At 33.0% G+C, this 18,019-nt stretch carries 16 protein-coding genes and 2 pseudogenes; all 18 read left to right on the plus strand.

Features of this window, described 5'->3' with window-relative positions; translation table 11 throughout:
• Nucleotides 1-57: 57 nt before the first annotated feature.
• The 18 genes and pseudogenes from cntA (at nt 58) to EL082_RS00505 (ending at nt 17,990) form a co-directional block, all read left to right on the plus strand.
• Nucleotides 58-1,656, plus strand: a complete 1,599-nt coding sequence (gene cntA, locus EL082_RS00425; RefSeq protein ID WP_103286049.1) for a staphylopine-dependent metal ABC transporter substrate-binding lipoprotein CntA — start codon at nt 58-60, stop codon at nt 1,654-1,656.
• Nucleotides 1,657-1,668: 12 nt separating this feature from the next.
• Nucleotides 1,669-2,604 (plus strand): nickel/cobalt ABC transporter permease, encoded by a 936-nt coding sequence (gene opp1B / locus EL082_RS00430; protein WP_103286050.1) that lies wholly within the window; start codon nt 1,669-1,671, stop codon nt 2,602-2,604.
• Complete coding sequence (cntC, locus tag EL082_RS00435; RefSeq protein ID WP_103286051.1) at nt 2,601-3,470, plus strand: staphylopine uptake ABC transporter permease subunit CntC; 870 nt, start codon at nt 2,601-2,603, stop codon at nt 3,468-3,470. The genes opp1B and cntC overlap by 4 nt, the downstream gene beginning before the upstream one ends.
• Nucleotides 3,467-4,282, plus strand: a complete 816-nt coding sequence (cntD, locus tag EL082_RS00440) for a staphylopine uptake ABC transporter ATP-binding protein CntD (RefSeq protein WP_103286052.1) — start codon at nt 3,467-3,469, stop codon at nt 4,280-4,282. Before cntC ends, cntD begins: the two co-directional genes overlap by 4 nt.
• Nucleotides 4,275-5,024 (plus strand): annotated as a pseudogene (locus tag EL082_RS00445) (ABC transporter ATP-binding protein). The gene cntD and the pseudogene EL082_RS00445 overlap by 8 nt, the downstream one beginning before the upstream one ends.
• Nucleotides 5,025-5,035: 11 nt before the next feature.
• A complete protein-coding gene (cntE, locus tag EL082_RS00450; RefSeq protein WP_103286053.1) occupies nt 5,036-6,214 on the plus strand; it encodes a staphylopine family metallophore export MFS transporter CntE in 1,179 nt (392 codons plus the stop codon).
• Between the two features lie 136 nt (nt 6,215-6,350).
• Nucleotides 6,351-6,422 (plus strand): annotated as a pseudogene (locus EL082_RS00455) (type I toxin-antitoxin system Fst family toxin); the annotation flags it as partial.
• Between the two features lie 52 nt (nt 6,423-6,474).
• Nucleotides 6,475-6,564 (plus strand): type I toxin-antitoxin system Fst family toxin, encoded by a 90-nt coding sequence (locus EL082_RS00460; RefSeq protein ID WP_373364738.1) that lies wholly within the window; start codon nt 6,475-6,477, stop codon nt 6,562-6,564.
• A gap of 232 nt (nt 6,565-6,796) precedes the next feature.
• Nucleotides 6,797-6,904, plus strand: a complete 108-nt coding sequence (locus EL082_RS00465; protein WP_115265189.1) for a type I toxin-antitoxin system Fst family toxin — start codon at nt 6,797-6,799, stop codon at nt 6,902-6,904.
• 370 nt (nt 6,905-7,274) lie between these two features.
• Nucleotides 7,275-8,213 (plus strand): VOC family protein, encoded by a 939-nt coding sequence (locus tag EL082_RS00470; protein WP_103286054.1) that lies wholly within the window; start codon nt 7,275-7,277, stop codon nt 8,211-8,213.
• A 204-nt stretch (nt 8,214-8,417) separates the two neighbouring features.
• On the plus strand, nt 8,418-10,151 hold the full coding sequence (locus EL082_RS00475) for a DNA/RNA helicase domain-containing protein (RefSeq protein WP_103286055.1): 1,734 nt from the start codon (nt 8,418-8,420) through the stop codon (nt 10,149-10,151).
• A gap of 5 nt (nt 10,152-10,156) precedes the next feature.
• Nucleotides 10,157-10,495, plus strand: coding sequence for a nucleotide pyrophosphohydrolase (locus tag EL082_RS00480; protein WP_049415534.1), 339 nt, complete (start codon nt 10,157-10,159; stop codon nt 10,493-10,495).
• Between the two features lie 118 nt (nt 10,496-10,613).
• Nucleotides 10,614-11,261, plus strand: coding sequence for an HTH domain-containing protein (locus tag EL082_RS12145; protein WP_232012195.1), 648 nt, complete (start codon nt 10,614-10,616; stop codon nt 11,259-11,261).
• Between the two features lie 207 nt (nt 11,262-11,468).
• Entirely contained in the window at nt 11,469-12,473 is a 1,005-nt protein-coding gene (locus tag EL082_RS12150) for a BglG family transcription antiterminator (RefSeq protein ID WP_257470091.1), read from the plus strand.
• A gap of 79 nt (nt 12,474-12,552) precedes the next feature.
• On the plus strand, nt 12,553-14,508 hold the full coding sequence (locus tag EL082_RS00490) for a fructose-specific PTS transporter subunit EIIC (protein WP_103286056.1): 1,956 nt from the start codon (nt 12,553-12,555) through the stop codon (nt 14,506-14,508).
• Between the two features lie 14 nt (nt 14,509-14,522).
• Nucleotides 14,523-15,458, plus strand: coding sequence for a mannose-6-phosphate isomerase, class I (manA, locus tag EL082_RS00495; protein WP_103286057.1), 936 nt, complete (start codon nt 14,523-14,525; stop codon nt 15,456-15,458).
• 252 nt (nt 15,459-15,710) lie between these two features.
• Nucleotides 15,711-16,547, plus strand: coding sequence for a membrane protein insertase YidC (gene yidC, locus EL082_RS00500; protein ID WP_049415466.1), 837 nt, complete (start codon nt 15,711-15,713; stop codon nt 16,545-16,547).
• Between the two features lie 834 nt (nt 16,548-17,381).
• Nucleotides 17,382-17,990, plus strand: a complete 609-nt coding sequence (locus tag EL082_RS00505; protein ID WP_103286058.1) for a stage II sporulation protein M — start codon at nt 17,382-17,384, stop codon at nt 17,988-17,990.
• Nucleotides 17,991-18,019: the final 29 nt, after the last annotated feature.

Consider the following 18,019-nt stretch of genomic DNA (forward strand, 5'->3'; position numbering starts at 1 on the left):
TATGTCGTTTGAGACATGGCAACACATTTTTCAATCCATATAGAAAGAGGAAAAATAATGAATAAACTAACAAAAATGAGTGCAGTTTTACTAGCTTCAGGAATCATATTAACAGGATGCGGTGGCAACAAGGGATTAGAAGATAAGAAAGAACAGAAGACCTTATCCTATACCACGGTTAAGGATATTGGAGATATGAATCCGCATGTCTATGGAGGATCTATGTCAGCGGAAAGTATGATCTATGAACCGTTAGTACGCAATACGAAAGATGGTATCAAACCGTTATTAGCTAAGAAGTGGGATATCTCAAAAGACGGTAAGACCTATACTTTCCATCTAAGAGATGACGTCAAATTCCATGACGGTACAAAATTTAACGCAGAGGCAGTGAAGAAAAATATCGATGCTGTGCAACAAAATAAAAAGTTACATTCATGGTTAAAGATCTCCACATTAATCGATGATGTCAAAGTGAAAGATGACTATACTGTACAGATTCACTTAAAAGAAGCCTATCAACCAGCATTAGCTGAATTAGCAATGCCTCGTCCTTATGTCTTTGTATCTCCTAAAGACTTCAAGCACGGTACAACGAAAGATGGTGTCAAAGCATTTGATGGTACAGGTCCGTTTAAAATGGGCGAACATAAGAAAGATGAGTCGGCCACATTTAATAAGAACCAACACTATTGGGGTGAAAGGGCTAAATTAAATAAAGTAGAAGCCAAAGTGAAACCAGCTGGCGAAACAGCATTCTTATCAATGAAGAAAGGTGAAACCAACTTTGCTTTTACGGACGATCGTGGTACGGATAGCTTAGATAAAGACAGTTTAAAACAACTTAAAGAGACAGGCGATTATAACGTTAAACGTAGCCAACCTATGAATACGAAAATGATTGTTGCCAATGCCGGTAACAAAGATAGTGCTGTCAGTGATAAGTCAGTTAGACAAGCCATTGGACATATGGTTGATAGAGACAAAATCGCGAAAGACATTTTAGATGGTCAAGAGAAGCCAGCAACGCAGCTCTTTGCGAAGAATGTCACAGATATTAATTTCAATATGCCAACACGTCAATTCGATACGAAGAAAGCTGAAAAGCTATTAGATCAAGCCGGTTGGAAAATGAAGCAAGACAAACAAATTCGTCAAAAAGATGGTAAAGATTTAACGATGACGATGTACTATGACAAAGGTTCTACAAGTCAGAAAGAACAAGCTGAATTTTTAGAAGCTGAATTTAAAAAAGTTGGCGTCAAATTAAATATCAATGGAGAAACGTCAGATAAGATTGCAGAACGTCGTACCTCTGGCGATTATGACTTAATGTTCAATCAGACATGGGGATTATTATACGATCCACAAAGTACCATTGCAGCCTTTAAATCCAAAACAGGCTATGAAAGTGCTACCTCAGGTATTAAAGATAAGAAAAAGTTATATAACGATATCGATGAGGCATTCAAGATGAAAGATGAAAAAGAACGTTCTAAAGCTTATCAACAAATCTTAAAACAAGTGGATGATGAAGGTGTATTCATACCTATTTCACATGGCAGTATGACTGTCGTTGCACCTAAAGATCTGAAAAATGTGTCATTTACTCAATCACAATACGAACTACCATTTAACGAAATGCAATATAAATAAAGGAGCGTCTCAATGTTCAAATTAATAATAAAACGTATTGCACTCATGTTTCCGTTATTGATTGTAGTGAGTTTTATGACATTTATGATGACGTATCTAACAAATGAAGATCCAGCGATAACCATTTTACATGCGCAAGGTACACCGAATGTGACACCTCAATTAATAGCTGAGACAAAAGAAAAGTATGGGCTCGATGCACCGATTCTTGTTCAATATAAGGATTGGCTGCAACAAGCTGTTCAATTTAAATTTGGGACGAGTTATATTACAGGCGATCCAGTATCAGAACGTATCGGACCTGCATTTATGAATACATTGAAATTAACATTGATTTCAAGTGTATCAGTCATGGTGACCTCCATATGTCTCGGTGTAGTAAGTGCGTTAACACGAGGACAACGTACAGATCGTGTGATTCGTTCTGTCGCATTCTTTTTAACGGCGTTACCTTCGTATTGGGTCGCATCCATGCTCATTATTTATGTATCAGTTAAGTTAAATCTATTGCCAACATCTGGATTAACAGGCCCAGAAAGTTACGTATTACCAGTCGTTGTAATCACGATGACCTATGCAGGTATTTACTTTAGAAATGTAAGACGCGCCATGATTGAACAACTTAATGAAGACTATGTCCTCTATTTAAAAGCAAGTGGTGTAAAGACCATGACCTTATTGCGACATGTCTTACGAAATGCATTACAAGTGGCAGTGTCTATCTTCTGTATGTCGATACCAATGATTATGGGCGGCCTTGTCGTTATTGAAAATGTATTTGCGTGGCCGGGATTAGGACAGTTGAGTATTAAAGCGATAGTTGAGCATGACTTTCCGGTAGTACAAACGTATGTGTTAATCGTGGCGGTGTTATTCATCATCTTTAATGCATTAGCCGATATCATCAATGCGCTTTTAAATCCTAGATTAAGGGAGGCATCACGATGATGATTGTAAAACGATTATTACAAGATAGAGGGGCAGTCGTTGCGTTAGTGATTATTGCGACTTATTTCTTGCTCGGATGCCTAGCACCAGTGATTACCTTTCATGAGCCGAATCATATCGACACGGCACATAAATTTGCAGGTATAAGTGCGACACATTGGTTGGGTACCGATCATTTGGGTCGCGATGTATTGACGCGATTGATTTATGCCATTCGACCAAGTTTACTCTATGTCTCAATCGCATTAGTCATATCAGTTGCGATAGGTGCCATACTGGGATTTATTTCCGGATATTTCCGGGGTTATATTGATGCACTGATTATGCGATGTTGTGATGTGATGCTTGCATTTCCAAGTTATGTAGTGACTTTGGCGTTAATTACATTATTTGGTATGGGTGTGGAAAATATCATTTTAGCTTTTATACTCACACGTTGGGCATGGTTCTGTCGTGTCATACGTACGAGTGTGATGCAGTACACGTCAGCTGATCATGTTAAATTTGCTAAAACGATTGGCATGAGTGATTTTACAATCATTCGCAAACATATTTTACCGTTAACTTTAGGAGATATCGCAATTATTTCTAGTAGTGCTATGTGTTCGATGATATTGCAAATATCAGGGTTCTCATTTTTAGGTTTAGGTGTAAAGGCACCGACTGCAGAATGGGGCATGATGTTGAATGAAGCACGTAAAGTGATGTTCACTCATCCTGAAATGATGGTCACGACAGGTATCGTCATAGTCATTATCGTTATGGCCTTTAACTTCTTATCAGATGCATTACAAGTAGCGATGGATCCACGTATCTCTTCTAAAGAGAAAATGCGTGCAGTAAAGAAAGGCGTGATGCATGAATGACCTTATTAACAGTTCAACAGTTAACGATTCGCGATGAATGGACAGATACAACACTTGTCGATGATATTAACTTCCAAGTTAAGCGTGGTGAGACATTAGGCATTATTGGTGAAAGTGGTAGTGGTAAGTCGATTACATGTAAGGCATTAGTAGGGCTTAATCCAAGTCGCCTCAAGGTTACAGGGAAAGTCCATTTTGACGGGCATAACTTGTTAGCATTATCAGAAAGGCAATTACGCCAATACAGAGGACAAGCGATTGCGATGGTCATGCAGCAAGGTGCACGTGCCTTTGACCCATCTAACAAAGTCGGAAAACAAATGATAGAAACCATGCAGGTACATACGTCATTATCGACACAAGAGATTGAACAAACATTGATGGACTATATGACCTATATGAATTTAACAGACCCGAAAAACATTTTGGCGTCTTATCCATATATGTTATCAGGTGGGATGTTGCAACGATTGATGATTGCATTAGCATTGGCATTAAAGCCTAAATTGATTATTGCAGATGAACCTACCACAGCCTTAGATACGATTAATCAGTTTGATGTGTTAGAAGCATTCGAAGATATTAAACAACATTTTGATTGCGCGATGGTATTCATTTCACATGATTTAACCGTTATTCATAAAGTGGCTGATCGTGTCATTGTTATGAAAGAAGGGCAATTAGTCGAAGAAGGAACAACAGAAGCGGTTTTACATCATCCACATCACAGGTATACGCAATATTTATTATCGACGAAACAAAAAGTAAATGACCATTTTCAACGTGTCATGCGAGGTGATAGCCATGATTAAAATCAATCATGTTGAAAAACATTACGGCAAGCGTAGTTTGTGAGGACCTAAACCTAAACCGATTATTAAAGATATCAGTTTAGACTGCCCTGTAGACGAAGCGATAGCCATTATCGGTGAAAGTGGTAGTGGTAAATCGACATTGAGTCGCATGATATTAGGGATTGAAAGGCCAGATAAAGGTACAGTGACATTAAATGACCAACCGATGTACAAGACAAAGGTCAGACGACATCAAATTGGCGCCGTATTCCAAGATTACACCTCCTCACTACATCCATTTCAAACTGTGCGAGATATTCTATTTGAAGTGATGTGTCAATGTAATAAACAAAGCACTGATGAGATGGAAGTAGCAGCTAAGACACTATTAGAAGAAGTGGGATTATCAGAAGATTTTCTAGATAAATATCCCAATATGTTATCAGGTGGCGAAGCACAACGCGTTGCTATTGCCAGAGCGATATGTATTAATCCAACTTATATCTTGTTCGATGAAGCAATCAGTGCGCTAGATATGTCGATACAAACACAAATATTAGATGTGTTGAAGCGGTTAAAGCATACACATCATTTAAGCTATATCTTTATTACACACGATATTCAAGCCGCTACATATCTGTGTAATCGTTTAGTTATTTTTAAAGACGGTCAAATTGAATAACAAATTGCAACACGTGATTTACATACAACAACCAATGCTTATACCCAAGCATTGATAGACAAACAACTATCATTCTAAGGAGTGAGACAATGAAAGGTGCCATGGCTTGGCTATTTCTAAGATTATATATACTCACACTCATGTTTTTTAGTGCGAATGCCATATTAAATGTATTCATTCCATTAAGAGGACATGATTTAGGGGCAACCAATACAACCATTGGTATTGTGATGGGTGCTTACATGCTAACAGCAATGGTCTTTCGTCCCTGGGCAGGCCAAATTATTGCCCGTGTCGGACCTATCAAAGTATTACGTATTATTTTATTGATTAATGCTTGTGCGTTAATACTATATGGACTGACTGGATTAGAAGGATATTTCATAGCTAGAGTGATGCAAGGTGTGTGTACGGCATTCTTCTCAATGTCGCTACAATTAGGTATTATAGATGCTTTACCTGAAGAACATCGATCAGAAGGTGTGTCACTATATTCATTATTTTCTACAATACCTAATTTGGTTGGGCCACTTATTGCAGTAGGCATTTGGCATTTAGATCGCATATCAATATTTGCTATAGTGATGATTGCGATTGCCTTAACAACGACATTCTTCGGTTACCGTGTCACCTTTGCTAGTGAAGAACCTGACACGCGTAAAAAGGTTGAACCATTGCCATTTAATGCAGTTACAGTCTTTGCACAATTCTTTAAAAATAAAGAATTATTTAATAGCGGACTCATTATGATTGTAGTATCAATTGTCTTTGGTGCAGTGAGTACCTTTGTGCCGTTATACACAGTCAAATTTGGGTTTGCAGATGCCGGAATCTTCCTAACCATTCAAGCTATAGCTGTCGTGTTAGCACGTATTTATTTACGTAAATACATTCCTTCAGATGGTATATGGCATCCGGTTTATATGGTCAGTGTTTTGATGTTACTTGTCATTGCATCGATGCTTGTAGTCATAGGGCCACATATACACGTACTTATATTCTACAGTAGTGCAATATTGATTGGTGCCACACAAGCTTTAGTATATCCAACACTTACGTCATATTTGAGCTTCGTCTTACCCAAAGCAGGTCGAAATATGCTACTAGGATTATTTATAGCCTGTGCAGATTTAGGCGTCTCATTAGGCGGTAGTTTGATGGGACCTATATCCGATTTAGTAGGATTCAGCTGGATGTATACCATTTGCGGTATGCTTGTTGTAGTTATGATGTTAATGAGCGCATTCAAAGGTATACGACAAAAATAATTGTCGACAGTGTTGAGGTTATGGAAAGTAATTTGTAAGTTAGAAAAATAAGTGAATGTAAAGCGAAGCATTAGCATCCCCCTTACTTTATTCGAGTAAGGGGGACTTGTATATTGCGATGTATATACTCGCAGACATCAGTGGTTGTATTGTTGCGATATTTACGCATTGGCTACGTCATCGCAATGATAAAAAGGATGACAAGTAGTCAACACTAAAGATTCAATAGCCAAGGCTTTAGTGTTGCAACAATAACATTTATTGTAAGTACCATTGTCACTATAATAAGTGGCTGCATTGTTTCAGTATTTACATACTGGCTACATACTAGAAACAATAAGAAAAAATAGACGATAAGTAGTCAGCACAAAATAACCTTAATAGTAGGGACAGTGAGCATTTAACAATGAAACTTATTGTTATGTATATTATATATCGCAAAATTCTTAATAACAATTATTTATATTTTTAAAATGATAGATAATAAAATTAATGTATATAATTTTATTTTAGAGTGGTATAATATAAGAGTCGTCTATCTCTCAGACGTCAAAAAGACGTAGAGAGGAGGTGCGTTGCTTAATGAGCGATGTGATAATACATTTAACAACCACAATCATTAGTGGTTGTATTGTTGCGATATTTACGAATTGGCTACGTCATCGCAATAATAAAAAGGATGACAGGTAGCCAACACTAATAAAGCCCCTTACTATTGCAGTAGTAAGGGGCTTTGGTGCGTTTTAAGCGATGTAATTACATTGTTATTATATCACGTTAGGTATCATAATACAACGTTTATGAATTAATTAAATCATTTATAAAATTCTGATGTATAGAAATGCAATTTACCCTTTAGTTTACAACAAAGGATTAAGTTGTGCTTGAATGGCATTTAATATGTTGTTTTTCTCGTCCTACTATTAGGTTTAAATCGATGTAAATGATACCAGAATTGAATAAGCTTGATTATAGGATTTGATTTTAAAACAGATAAGTTGCTAAATACATACAAACACTATTTAATAGATGAAAAGATAGAGTTAGAGGAGTGGTTGTTATGACAATAGTAGGGCACCATCATATTTCGATGTACACCAAAGATGCGGTCAAAAATAAGGCGTTTTATACTGAGTTACTTGGATTAAGATTAGTAGAGAAAACAGTTAATCAAGATAATACAAAAATGTATCATTTATTTTATGGTGATAATGCAGGTCATCCTGGTACATTATTGACATTTTTTGAAATTGAAAATGTTGGTAAACATAGACCTGGAACAGATTCGATTCATCGGTTAACATTACTCGTACCATCAGAAACGGCATTGGACTATTTTAAACAACGATTAGACCAAAACAATGTGGAATGGACGTCACTCACCTATGTAGGTCAGTCTGCGGTGTTGCTAAAAGATCCGGATGAACTTGAAATCATTTTATTAGTCAACGATCATTATCAAACGCCAAAACAATGGTCAGCCAATGATGATACAGACATACCTAAAGATGTTCAAATACTGGGAATGGGACCAGTTGAATTACGTAGTAGAAAGCCAGAAGCATTAACTGAATTTCTTGAATATATCTTAGGTTATCATCAACGTAATGATTTAGAAGTAGACGATAACACAACCATCATGACATTGGACGAACAAGGGTTATATACAGACTTCGTCATTGTTAATCAACAAGGTCATCGTGTTCGACCAGGGCAAGGCTATGTACATCATGTAGCAGTCAATCTACCTACAGATACAGACTTAAATGACATTTATGAGAAAATAGCACGACAACCCAACCCTAACTCCGGCATTATCGATCGATACTTCTTCAAATCATTATACTATCGACATAACCAAATCCTATTTGAATTTGCGACAGCAGAGCCAGGGTTTACCGTTGATACACCCGTCGATAAACTAGGTCAACAACTCAACCTCCCCGATTTCCTAGAGGGCAAAAGAGACGAGATTGAAAGCCAATTGAGAGAAATATAAAATACAATATAAAAGCACTCGCTAGTACGGCGAGTGCTTATTTGTGGTTATAAAAGTAGATTTTTATTTGTTTAAGATATATATTTAGATTATCAAGTAGATAATACGAAAAATGGATTATTAAAATTTTTAGTAGTAAAGTTTTATATGCTAGAGGTTTTAGTACTCTGTAATTTTAGGTATGAAGTAGATTGGAGGATATTTATGAGTAGCATGAGGAAGCCGATTATAAAAAATATTAGTTATTCTAATGAAGAGCTAGTTAATTCATTAGGCGAGTGGCAACAGAGTGATGATTCCAAATTTTTACTCAGATATCCCACTGTCTATATTATAAATGATAAAAATAAGTCTGATCACTTTAATTTGTATGTTGGTGAAACAACGGATATCAAAAATAGAACTATTCAACATTTGAAAAATGATGTGAAGCTTAAAGACTATTGGAAATCATTTTACAGTTCTGATACGTCTTCAATGTATGTCATCGGACATCCGTTCTTTAATAAGTCTTTAACTTTAGATATAGAGAACAAGTTTATGCAGTATTTGTCTAGTGTAGATGCTGTGACTTCAATATTTAATAGTAGAACAAATCAGCAAAATGAATATTATACTTCTGAAAAATTAGATGAAATATTCACAAATATTTGGCAACAATTACATAAAGAGAATAGCAAACTTTTTCCTATTGAAAGTGTAATTAAAGACTCAGCGATTTTTAAAGCATCTCCATTTCATAAATTAACGAATGAGCAACAATCAGTTAAAGATGAAATTTTAAATAAAATAGAACATGCTATTTTAAGTGAAAGTGAAGAAAATCAATTGATTTTAGTAGAAGGAGAAGCTGGTTCTGGTAAAACTGTATTAATGAGCACATTGTTTTTTGAGCTAAAACAAATGATGGATTTAGATGAGATGAAGAATTTAGATATTCATCTATTGGTTAACCACGATCAACAATTAAAGGTATATAAGCAAATTGCTAATAAACTTGGTTTAGAAGGAAAAAATCAGAATATAATCAATAAACCCACTAGTTTTATTTTGAATAGAGATGTTGAAGATAAAGCGGATGTTGTTATTATTGATGAAGCACATTTACTGCTTACGCAAGGTAAAATGTCTTATCGAGGAGAAGGACATCTAAAAGATATTCAAAAAAGAGCTAAAGTCGTTGTTGCAGTCTTTGATAAAAAACAGATATTAAGTAAACAACAAATATGGGAATTTGATACACTAGATAAATTAATACAGTATTCTAAAGATCAAAATAATCATTTACTACTTAAGAACCAACTAAGAATCAATAGTAGCATTGAAACAATGAATTGGTTAAGACATTTAATAGATGATCATAAAATTGACCCAATCCCCCATGATAGCAAAGGATACGATATTAAAATTTTTGATACACCAGCAGAATTAGAAAAAGCGATTTTAAGAAAATCTAAAAATATTGAATCAGGTTTGTCTAGAATGCTTGCGACATTTGATTGGGAATTTAAAAATGGAAAATCACCGAATGATGGATTATTTTGGGAAGTTAAAATAGGACAATGGTCTAGACCATGGAACTTACAATTAAAATGTCCTAGAGGTGAGAAAAATTTAGCATGGCCAGAACAGAGTCAAACGATTAATGAAATAGGATCAACATTTACAATTCAAGGATTTGATTTAAATTATGCTGGTGTAATTATTGGACCATCAGTGAAGTTTCGAAATGGTAAGATTATTTATGATAAAAGTGAAAGTAAAAATATACAGGTAACACAAAACCGAAAACTTTCTGATGATACTATGAAAAATTTTGGCGAAGAATTATTAAGAAATGAATTGCACGTTCTGCTTACTAGAGGAGTCAATGGTTTATATATTTATGCGGTTGATGATGAACTAAGAAATGCACTTAAAGAAGCTTCGAAAGGATGATAGAAATGAGAACTGAAAACAGTGTTATGGAAAAAATTAATCAATTTAGAGATGAACGTAATTGGAGACAATTTCATAATGAAAAGGACTTGGCGTTGTCTATAACACTAGAAGCTTCGGAGTTACTAGAATTATTTCAATGGAAATCATCAGAAGATGTTGTCGAAAGTAAAAGAGAACGATTAGCAGAAGAATTGGCTGATATTTTAATATATAGTTATATGTTTGCCGATAATCTAGATTTCGATATCAATGAAATTATAGAGCAAAAACTTGTTAAAAACGCAGAAAAGTATCCTGTAGATAAAAGTAAAGATAATAATTCAAAATACAATGAATTATAATTACTCATTTCATTAAATTACTCAATAGTACATTTAATTGCCGAAACCTCCTTTTAATTCTAAAATATGGTTTGAAAGCGTTATTTCAAATGAATTTTAGATGAAAGGGGGGTTTTTAATGATTGAAAGACAAATTAAGCTTATAGAATTATTACGTAATAATCGGAGTGATTATCTAAAATCTGATGATATAGCGGCCTATTTAAATATTTCAAATAGGACAGCTAGAACCGATATCAAAATCATTAATAATCAATTTATGCCAGAAGTGATTGGGAATATTAAATCTAAAGGGTATTTCTTAAATACGACACGTTATTCACTTGAAGACATTGATCATCAACTAAACAATTATTTAAATCAAGATGGTAAGTTATTGATTAAAATAGCATATCAATTACTCATGTATAGTAAATCAGTATTAATAAGTGAATTAATGGAACAATTTCAATTGTCTAAGAAAGAGATTTTGGATTATATGAGTAGAATTCAAATGTGGTGTGAGAAATATGAAGTTAATATCATTATCAAGAGAAAGACAGGTATTACGGTAACAGGTAATGAAAAAGATATTAATAATGCGATTTTACATTTGAATCAATTATCAAAGCAACACCACCGAGTTGAAGATTTGATATTAAATGAATTGCCCAAGGCTCATATACAAATGATTAAACAAATAATTGAAGACAACTTAAGCGTTCATGATATTCGTACTTCACATCTTCAAATAGAACAACTTGTCATACACCTAATATTAATTTAAAAAAGGCAATCCATATCAGAAGAATCATGGAATATTAATGATGAATCACTAGTTATTTCAAATGAAATTATAAAAGACATCAATCAGCGCTTAGGATATCATTTAAATACGCAAACGGTACAGTTATTCTCATTTTTTATTAGCTATCATTTTAATAAATTTGATTTAGGTTTTGAGAAAGTTTTCATTGAAAGTTACATACAACAGTTGATTACAAAAATGGAACAAAAGATGCATCTTAAATTTGGTTCGGATAATGTTTTAAAGGACAATTTACTTGCACATTTTAGCCGTACATATTTAAGAATTATGAAAGAAGTTTACTTAAATAACCCATTAACAGGTGAAATAAAAATACTTTATCCATATGTATTTAACGTATTATATGATATTATCCATGAACTTGCTAAAGATACTGGAATCAATTTAAGTGAAGATGAAATTGCATTTTTGACGATTCATTTTCAAGCATCTATAGACAGAAATGAAGTATCACAGGTTAATATAGCTATTTGTTGTTACTATGGATTAGGTATTTCTCAATTATTAGAAACCAAAATATCGAAAGTTAACCAGCATGTTAAGGTTACAGATATACTAAGATTTGAAGATATTGAAAATGATGCATTTGAAAATATAGATATACTTATTACAACGCATGATATTCATATGCAATTACCACAAGTTTTAGATGTAATTAAAGTTTCTCCACTATTTTCAGAAGATGATCAATTTAAATTGAATCGAATCGTTAAAGGTAAATTAAACCCGATAGCTAAAAATAATGAATTAAATGAGATACCTGTTACGATCGTTAACAATGATTTTATACAAACCATACCAGGTGTGTTTGAAACGGCGCATCAAATTTTGAATAACTATAAAGCGATTAGTAGTGGATATATAGAAACAGCATTAAATAGAGAAAAAGCCTCCTCAACATATATCGGTAATAGCATGACAATGCCCCATGGTGATCCTACAAAGGTATTAAGCTCAAATATTATTATATTTAAGAGTAATAATGGATTTTATTGGAAAGAGCATAAGATAAAATTAGTGTTTTTCTTAGCAATTGCTAAACCAGATATCCATTTGATGAAACAAATGATGCAAAATTTGTCATTATTAGATGAAGAAGATATTCATCAATTAGCACATCTTGAAGAAACAACATTTCAAAATAAAATATTAAAACTAATCAAAGGATAATTACCACTAGTAACGGTAATTATCTTTTTTTATAGCCGCATGACAACGCTTACACTATAATTAAAGGAGCGTGAAGACGATGAAAATATTAGCAATAACATCTTGTCCAAACGGTATCGCTCATACTTATATGGCTCAAGAGAAGTTAGAACAAGCAGCCAAGAAAATGGGAGTAGATATTAAAGTTGAGACACAAGGTGGCGTAGGTGCAGAGAACGTTTTAACTGCAAAGGAAATTAGAGAAGCTGATGGCATTATTATTGCAGCTGATAGACAAGTGGATTTATCAAGATTTAATGGTAAGAGATTGATAAATGAAAATGTAAGAGAAGGCATCCATCATCCAGAAACCTTAATACAAAGAATTATAGATCAAGATGCCAAAATTTATCATGATAAAAATGCAACAACACAATCTAATGATTCGGATGACGAAGAAGATCGAAAAAGCGGTATTCAGATGGTGTATCAACATTTAATGAATGGTGTATCATTCATGGTTCCGTTTATCGTAGTGGGTGGTTTACTGATAGCAATCGCTTTAACTTTAGGAGAACACCCTACATCTGAAGGTCTCAAAATTCCTGATGATTCATTTTGGAAATCAATTGAGAATATAGGTAAATTATCATTTGGTTTTATGGTTCCAATATTAGCAGGTTATATCGCATATAGTATTGCTGATAAACCAGGTTTAGTCCCAGGTATGATTGGTGGTGCTATTGCAGCTGATGGAAGCTTATACGGTAGTGAAGCTGGCGCAGGTTTCTTAGGTGGTATTGTGGCAGGTTTCATAGCAGGATATGTTGCTAAATGGATTAAAAATATTAGAGTACCTAAAGCAATGGCACCTATTATGCCAATTATCATTATTCCAATACTTGCATCTTTAATAGTAGGACTTATCTTTATATTCCTTATAGGAGCGCCTATTTCAGGTATATTTACAGCTTTAACTGGATGGTTGAAGGGTATGCAGGGCGCTAACATTATTATATTAGCCCTTATTATAGGTGCAATGATTGCATTTGATATGGGAGGTCCTGTGAATAAAGTAGCTTTCTTATTCGGATCTGCTCTTATTGCAGAAGGAAATTATGCTGTGATGGGAATGGTAGCAGTTGCCGTTTGTACACCGCCAATTGGATTAGGGTTAGCAACATTTGTTCAAAAACATAAATTCAATCATGCTGAACAAGAAATGGGGAAAGCCTCATTTACTATGGGATTATTTGGTATTACTGAAGGTGCTATACCATTTGCTGCACAAGATCCATTGCGTATCATACCTTCTAATATGATTGGTGCAATGGTTGCTGCAGTCATTGCTGCTATGGGTGGCGTTGGAGATAGAGTTGCGCATGGTGGTCCTATTGTTGCTGTTTTAGGTGGTATCGATCATATTATTTGGTTCTTTATCGCAGTCATTATCGGTAGCTTGGTAACAATGATTACAATTTTAATTTTAAAAAGAAATACACCTGTGACTGATGTAGAAGAGGATCAAGAAGATACGCATTTAGAAAGAAGTACAAATAGTAGTCAAGGAAGCAAATATTCAGAGTCTAAAGTGGATGAAAGTGTTAAACATGACGATAACGTATTTCAAAAAGATGTTATCAATATCAACACTAATGTGAAAACTAAAGAAGAAGCTATTGATTATATGGTGAAAAATTTAAAAGAACATCGCTTTATCGACAATGAAGATGTTGTTAAACAAGCTATTTTAGATAGAGAAGCGGAATCAACTACAGCCATTGGTATGAATGTGGCAATTCCTCATGCTAAATCTGATGCAGTTAACCAACCTACTGTAGCCGTTTTACAAAATAAAGAAGGCGTAGATTGGATTAGTTTAGATGAGTCACTTCCGAAAATACTCTTTATGATTGTCGTACCAAATGACAGTAATAATACACATTTGAAATTACTACAAAGACTGTCTAGAAGTCTGATGGATGACAAAACAAGAGAAGCACTTATTAATGCACCATCAAAAGACGATATTTACGACATTTTAAAAGAGATATAGAGGTGAAATAAAACATGGCATTATTTTTAAAACCAGTATTTCAGGAAAAAATTTGGGGTGGCACTGCATTAGAATCATTTAATTATCATTTACCTAGCAATAATGTTGGAGAATGTTGGGCCATTTCAGCACATCCCAATGGTCCCAATGTGATAGAAAATGGTCATTATAAAGGTAAAACGTTAGATGAAGTATGGTCAATTGATCGTTCATTATTTGGAAATGATAAAAGAGATAAATTTCCATTATTAACTAAAATCTTAGATGCTAATGATAAATTATCGGTACAAGTTCATCCCGATGACGATTATGCTCAAAAGTATGAAGGTGAATACGGTAAAACTGAATGTTGGTATATCTTAGATGCCAAAGAAGATGCAGAAATCATCTACGGCATTAATGTTGATAATAAAGAAGATTTGGTTGAGTGTATTAATAATCGAGAGTTTGATCGGTTATTTAAAAAGGTGAAAGTTAAACCAGGTGACTTCTATTATGTGCCTGCGGGGACAGTTCATGCTATTGGTTCAGGTATATTGATATTAGAAACTCAGCAGTCTTCTGATACAACTTACCGTATATATGATTATGATCGTAAAGATAAACATGGGCATTTAAGAGATTTACACTTAGAACAAAGTAAAGCAGTCATCAATATTAATCAAGAGAACCCTAATGTGGTACCTCAACAAAGTGAAGTTCAAGGACAGACAGTAACTCAATTTGTATCAAACGAATTTTTTACAGTAGAAAAATGGGGAATTAATGGGAAATTAAATTACAAAAAACCATATGCTTATTGCTTAGTTTCAGTCATCGATGGGACAGGTAGTGTGATTATAGATGATGAAAGACACGATATACAAAAGGGTAGACATTTTATCATTACAAATGAAGACCAAAATATCCTATTTGATGGTAAATTAGAAATAATTATAAGTTACTCATAAATTTAGGTAAGAGTTTAAGTGAAGCTAGTGAAAGAGGGACAAGCACTGTGATGTCAGTGTTCTCCATTTAAATATGATTAAACTAATTAATAATTATGTAAAGTCAATTTGTATGAATTATATATTTTCACTTTAATTTAAATTCTTTTTTTAGTAAGATGACTTTAGTAATTTTTTTACACTTTATTGTAATATTCACAGGCAACCTATATGGTTGCTTTTTTAATTATTTTGTTGAAAGGATACATAAAAATGAAACTAAAATATGTGATTTTAGTATTATTAGCACCTGTATTTTTATCAGCTTGTAACTATTCTAAACCAGAGAATCGAAATGGCTTTTTCTATAATACTTTTGCTAAACCAATGGATTTATTTTTAAATTGGATGGGAGAACATCTTAATCATAATTATGGTCTAGCTATTATTATTATCGTATTAGCGATTAGATTAATAATGTTGCCATTTATGTTATCACAAACTAAAAATGGCCAGTTTATGAGAAAACTAATGAAAATCGCTAAACCAGAGTTAGATCCTATTCAAGAAAAAGTGCGACGTGCGCGCACACAAGAAGAAAAAATGGATGCTAATAAAGAGATGATGGATGTATATAAAAAATACCATATTAATCCAATGAAAAGCATGTTAGGTTGTCTTCCTATGCTTATTCAAATGCCAATATTATTTGGTCTATATGCATCACTAAAATGGCCAGTACATAATCATTTATCACAATATCCTCACTTTTTATGGTTTGATTTATCCAATCCAGATATTTATATAACACTCATTGCGGGTATTTTATATTTTATCCAATCTCTAGTAAGTTTAGGTAACATGCCCCAAGAACAAAGACAAATGGGCTATATGATGATGGTAATTTCACCTATATTTATTATTTATATTTCATTCACATCAGCATCTGCTTTAGGACTATATTGGTCCATCAATGCATTATTTCTTATCATTCAAATGTATTTTTCAAATCAATATTATTCAAAAATTGCAGACGAGTATGTAAAATCATTTGAAAAACAAAATGATAAAAAGTCACAGAAAGCAAAAACAATTAAAAAGAAGAAATAATCAATAATAAAAAGGGACTCTGCAATGACCCAAAATTTGGGAAATAACTTAAAAACACTTTCGTTGAATTCATATTAAAATGAATCATGCGAAGGTGTTTTTTCTATGAAAAGAGTAGTTTATTCATTAGCAACTAAAAATAAAGTGATTGAAATGAAAGTAGTTGTTTATATGACAAAAGAATTATGAAAGCATTAAATATTAGGAATAGAAAACAAGTGAAAACTTGATGTCAATGATATTGAGAAGAGTGAAAGGCATAGGTTTAACCAACAAGACGGTAAACTATATGATTATAGTAAGAGATTGGAAGAACTATCAGAAGTAGAACAATTGAAATTAGAGAATAAGAGAAAAGGTGCTGAAATTGAATTCAATAAAATCTAGGCAACTTATCACTATGCATAAAAAGGTTTAAAATAGGATGCTGATTGTTCTAAATTCATAAAGATATTCGTATAAAATAGAGAAATTACTATTCCTAATGTTCTGAATAAAAATACTAGAACATAATTTTTAATGTTTAATACTAATAATATAGAAACGATTACTAATGGTATATAACCTAATATATTTTGGAATTGATAATCTATTAGAATTCCTAAATATTCCAAAGGTAAAATTGATAATATACTAATACAAAGTAACTAAGACTTTTTCATTTATTATTTCTCCTTTCTTATTTTAAATTTACTTATATAGTCATTAATTTTTGAATAAAAGTGTTTTTGTATTTATTGATATTCTAATGTTAGACTGAAATTAATCATAGTAGATTTGGCAAATTTCTTTGTATTTTTCATGAATTTTCATCAATAGTTAAAGGAGAAGACTATGTTAAATATAAGCGATAAACATTATTTTCAAAGGACTAGGAAATGGTTTGTATTTGCGATGATTATTTTGATTATAAGCTTTATTTTATCTAGTATATTTAGTCCATCTCTCGATACTTTTAAAAATATGGGAGACCAAATACCATCTAGCTTAGATAAAGCTACTGGTTTAAATAAAGTATGGGAATTCATCATAAATAATGGTTTTAGAGTCCCTTTACAAATGCTAATACTCTCTTTAATTCCTATTCCATTTTTATATTGCGTAAATTTAATTTCTACAAGCACAATTACAGGAATTATGTTCGGATTCGTAATCAATTTTGACTTTCATAAAGGTTTGATAATAATTGTATCCTCAATTCCACATATCATTATTGAAATACTTGCGATGTGTTTTGTTGTAAGTAGTTTATATAAATTAAATCAAGCGATTGTTAGAAAAATAAGCAATCTATTTAGAAAAGAGAAAAGGCAAAATGTTTCATTTAAACAAGCGTTAATTCAATTAATTAAAACATATATCTTAATTGCGCTACCTTTATATATTATTGCAGCATTTTTAGAAACTTACTTCACTGAATGGATATATAGTATATTGATATAAACTAAATGATGTTTATTTGAAATTTTTAC

This window comes from Staphylococcus warneri (genome assembly GCF_900636385.1).
GTDB lineage: Bacteria > Bacillota > Bacilli > Staphylococcales > Staphylococcaceae > Staphylococcus > Staphylococcus warneri.

What these genes read in the sequence shown, in the direction of transcription:
- cntA (WP_103286049.1), top strand. Translation starts at nt 58, where the DNA reads ATGAATAAACTAACAAAAATGAGTGCAGTTTTACTAGCTTCAGGAATC.
- opp1B (WP_103286050.1), top strand. Translation starts at nt 1,669, where the DNA reads ATGTTCAAATTAATAATAAAACGTATTGCACTCATGTTTCCGTTATTG.
- cntC (WP_103286051.1), top strand. Translation starts at nt 2,601, where the DNA reads ATGATGATTGTAAAACGATTATTACAAGATAGAGGGGCAGTCGTTGCG.
- cntD (WP_103286052.1), top strand. Translation starts at nt 3,467, where the DNA reads ATGACCTTATTAACAGTTCAACAGTTAACGATTCGCGATGAATGGACA.
- cntE (WP_103286053.1), top strand. Translation starts at nt 5,036, where the DNA reads ATGAAAGGTGCCATGGCTTGGCTATTTCTAAGATTATATATACTCACA.
- EL082_RS00465 (WP_115265189.1), top strand. Translation starts at nt 6,797, where the DNA reads ATGAGCGATGTGATAATACATTTAACAACCACAATCATTAGTGGTTGT.
- EL082_RS00470 (WP_103286054.1), top strand. Translation starts at nt 7,275, where the DNA reads ATGACAATAGTAGGGCACCATCATATTTCGATGTACACCAAAGATGCG.
- EL082_RS00475 (WP_103286055.1), top strand. Translation starts at nt 8,418, where the DNA reads ATGAGTAGCATGAGGAAGCCGATTATAAAAAATATTAGTTATTCTAAT.
- EL082_RS00480 (WP_049415534.1), top strand. Translation starts at nt 10,157, where the DNA reads ATGAGAACTGAAAACAGTGTTATGGAAAAAATTAATCAATTTAGAGAT.
- EL082_RS12145 (WP_232012195.1), top strand. Translation starts at nt 10,614, where the DNA reads ATGATTGAAAGACAAATTAAGCTTATAGAATTATTACGTAATAATCGG.
- EL082_RS00490 (WP_103286056.1), top strand. Translation starts at nt 12,553, where the DNA reads ATGAAAATATTAGCAATAACATCTTGTCCAAACGGTATCGCTCATACT.
- manA (WP_103286057.1), top strand. Translation starts at nt 14,523, where the DNA reads ATGGCATTATTTTTAAAACCAGTATTTCAGGAAAAAATTTGGGGTGGC.
- yidC (WP_049415466.1), top strand. Translation starts at nt 15,711, where the DNA reads ATGAAACTAAAATATGTGATTTTAGTATTATTAGCACCTGTATTTTTA.
- EL082_RS00505 (WP_103286058.1), top strand. Translation starts at nt 17,382, where the DNA reads ATGTTAAATATAAGCGATAAACATTATTTTCAAAGGACTAGGAAATGG.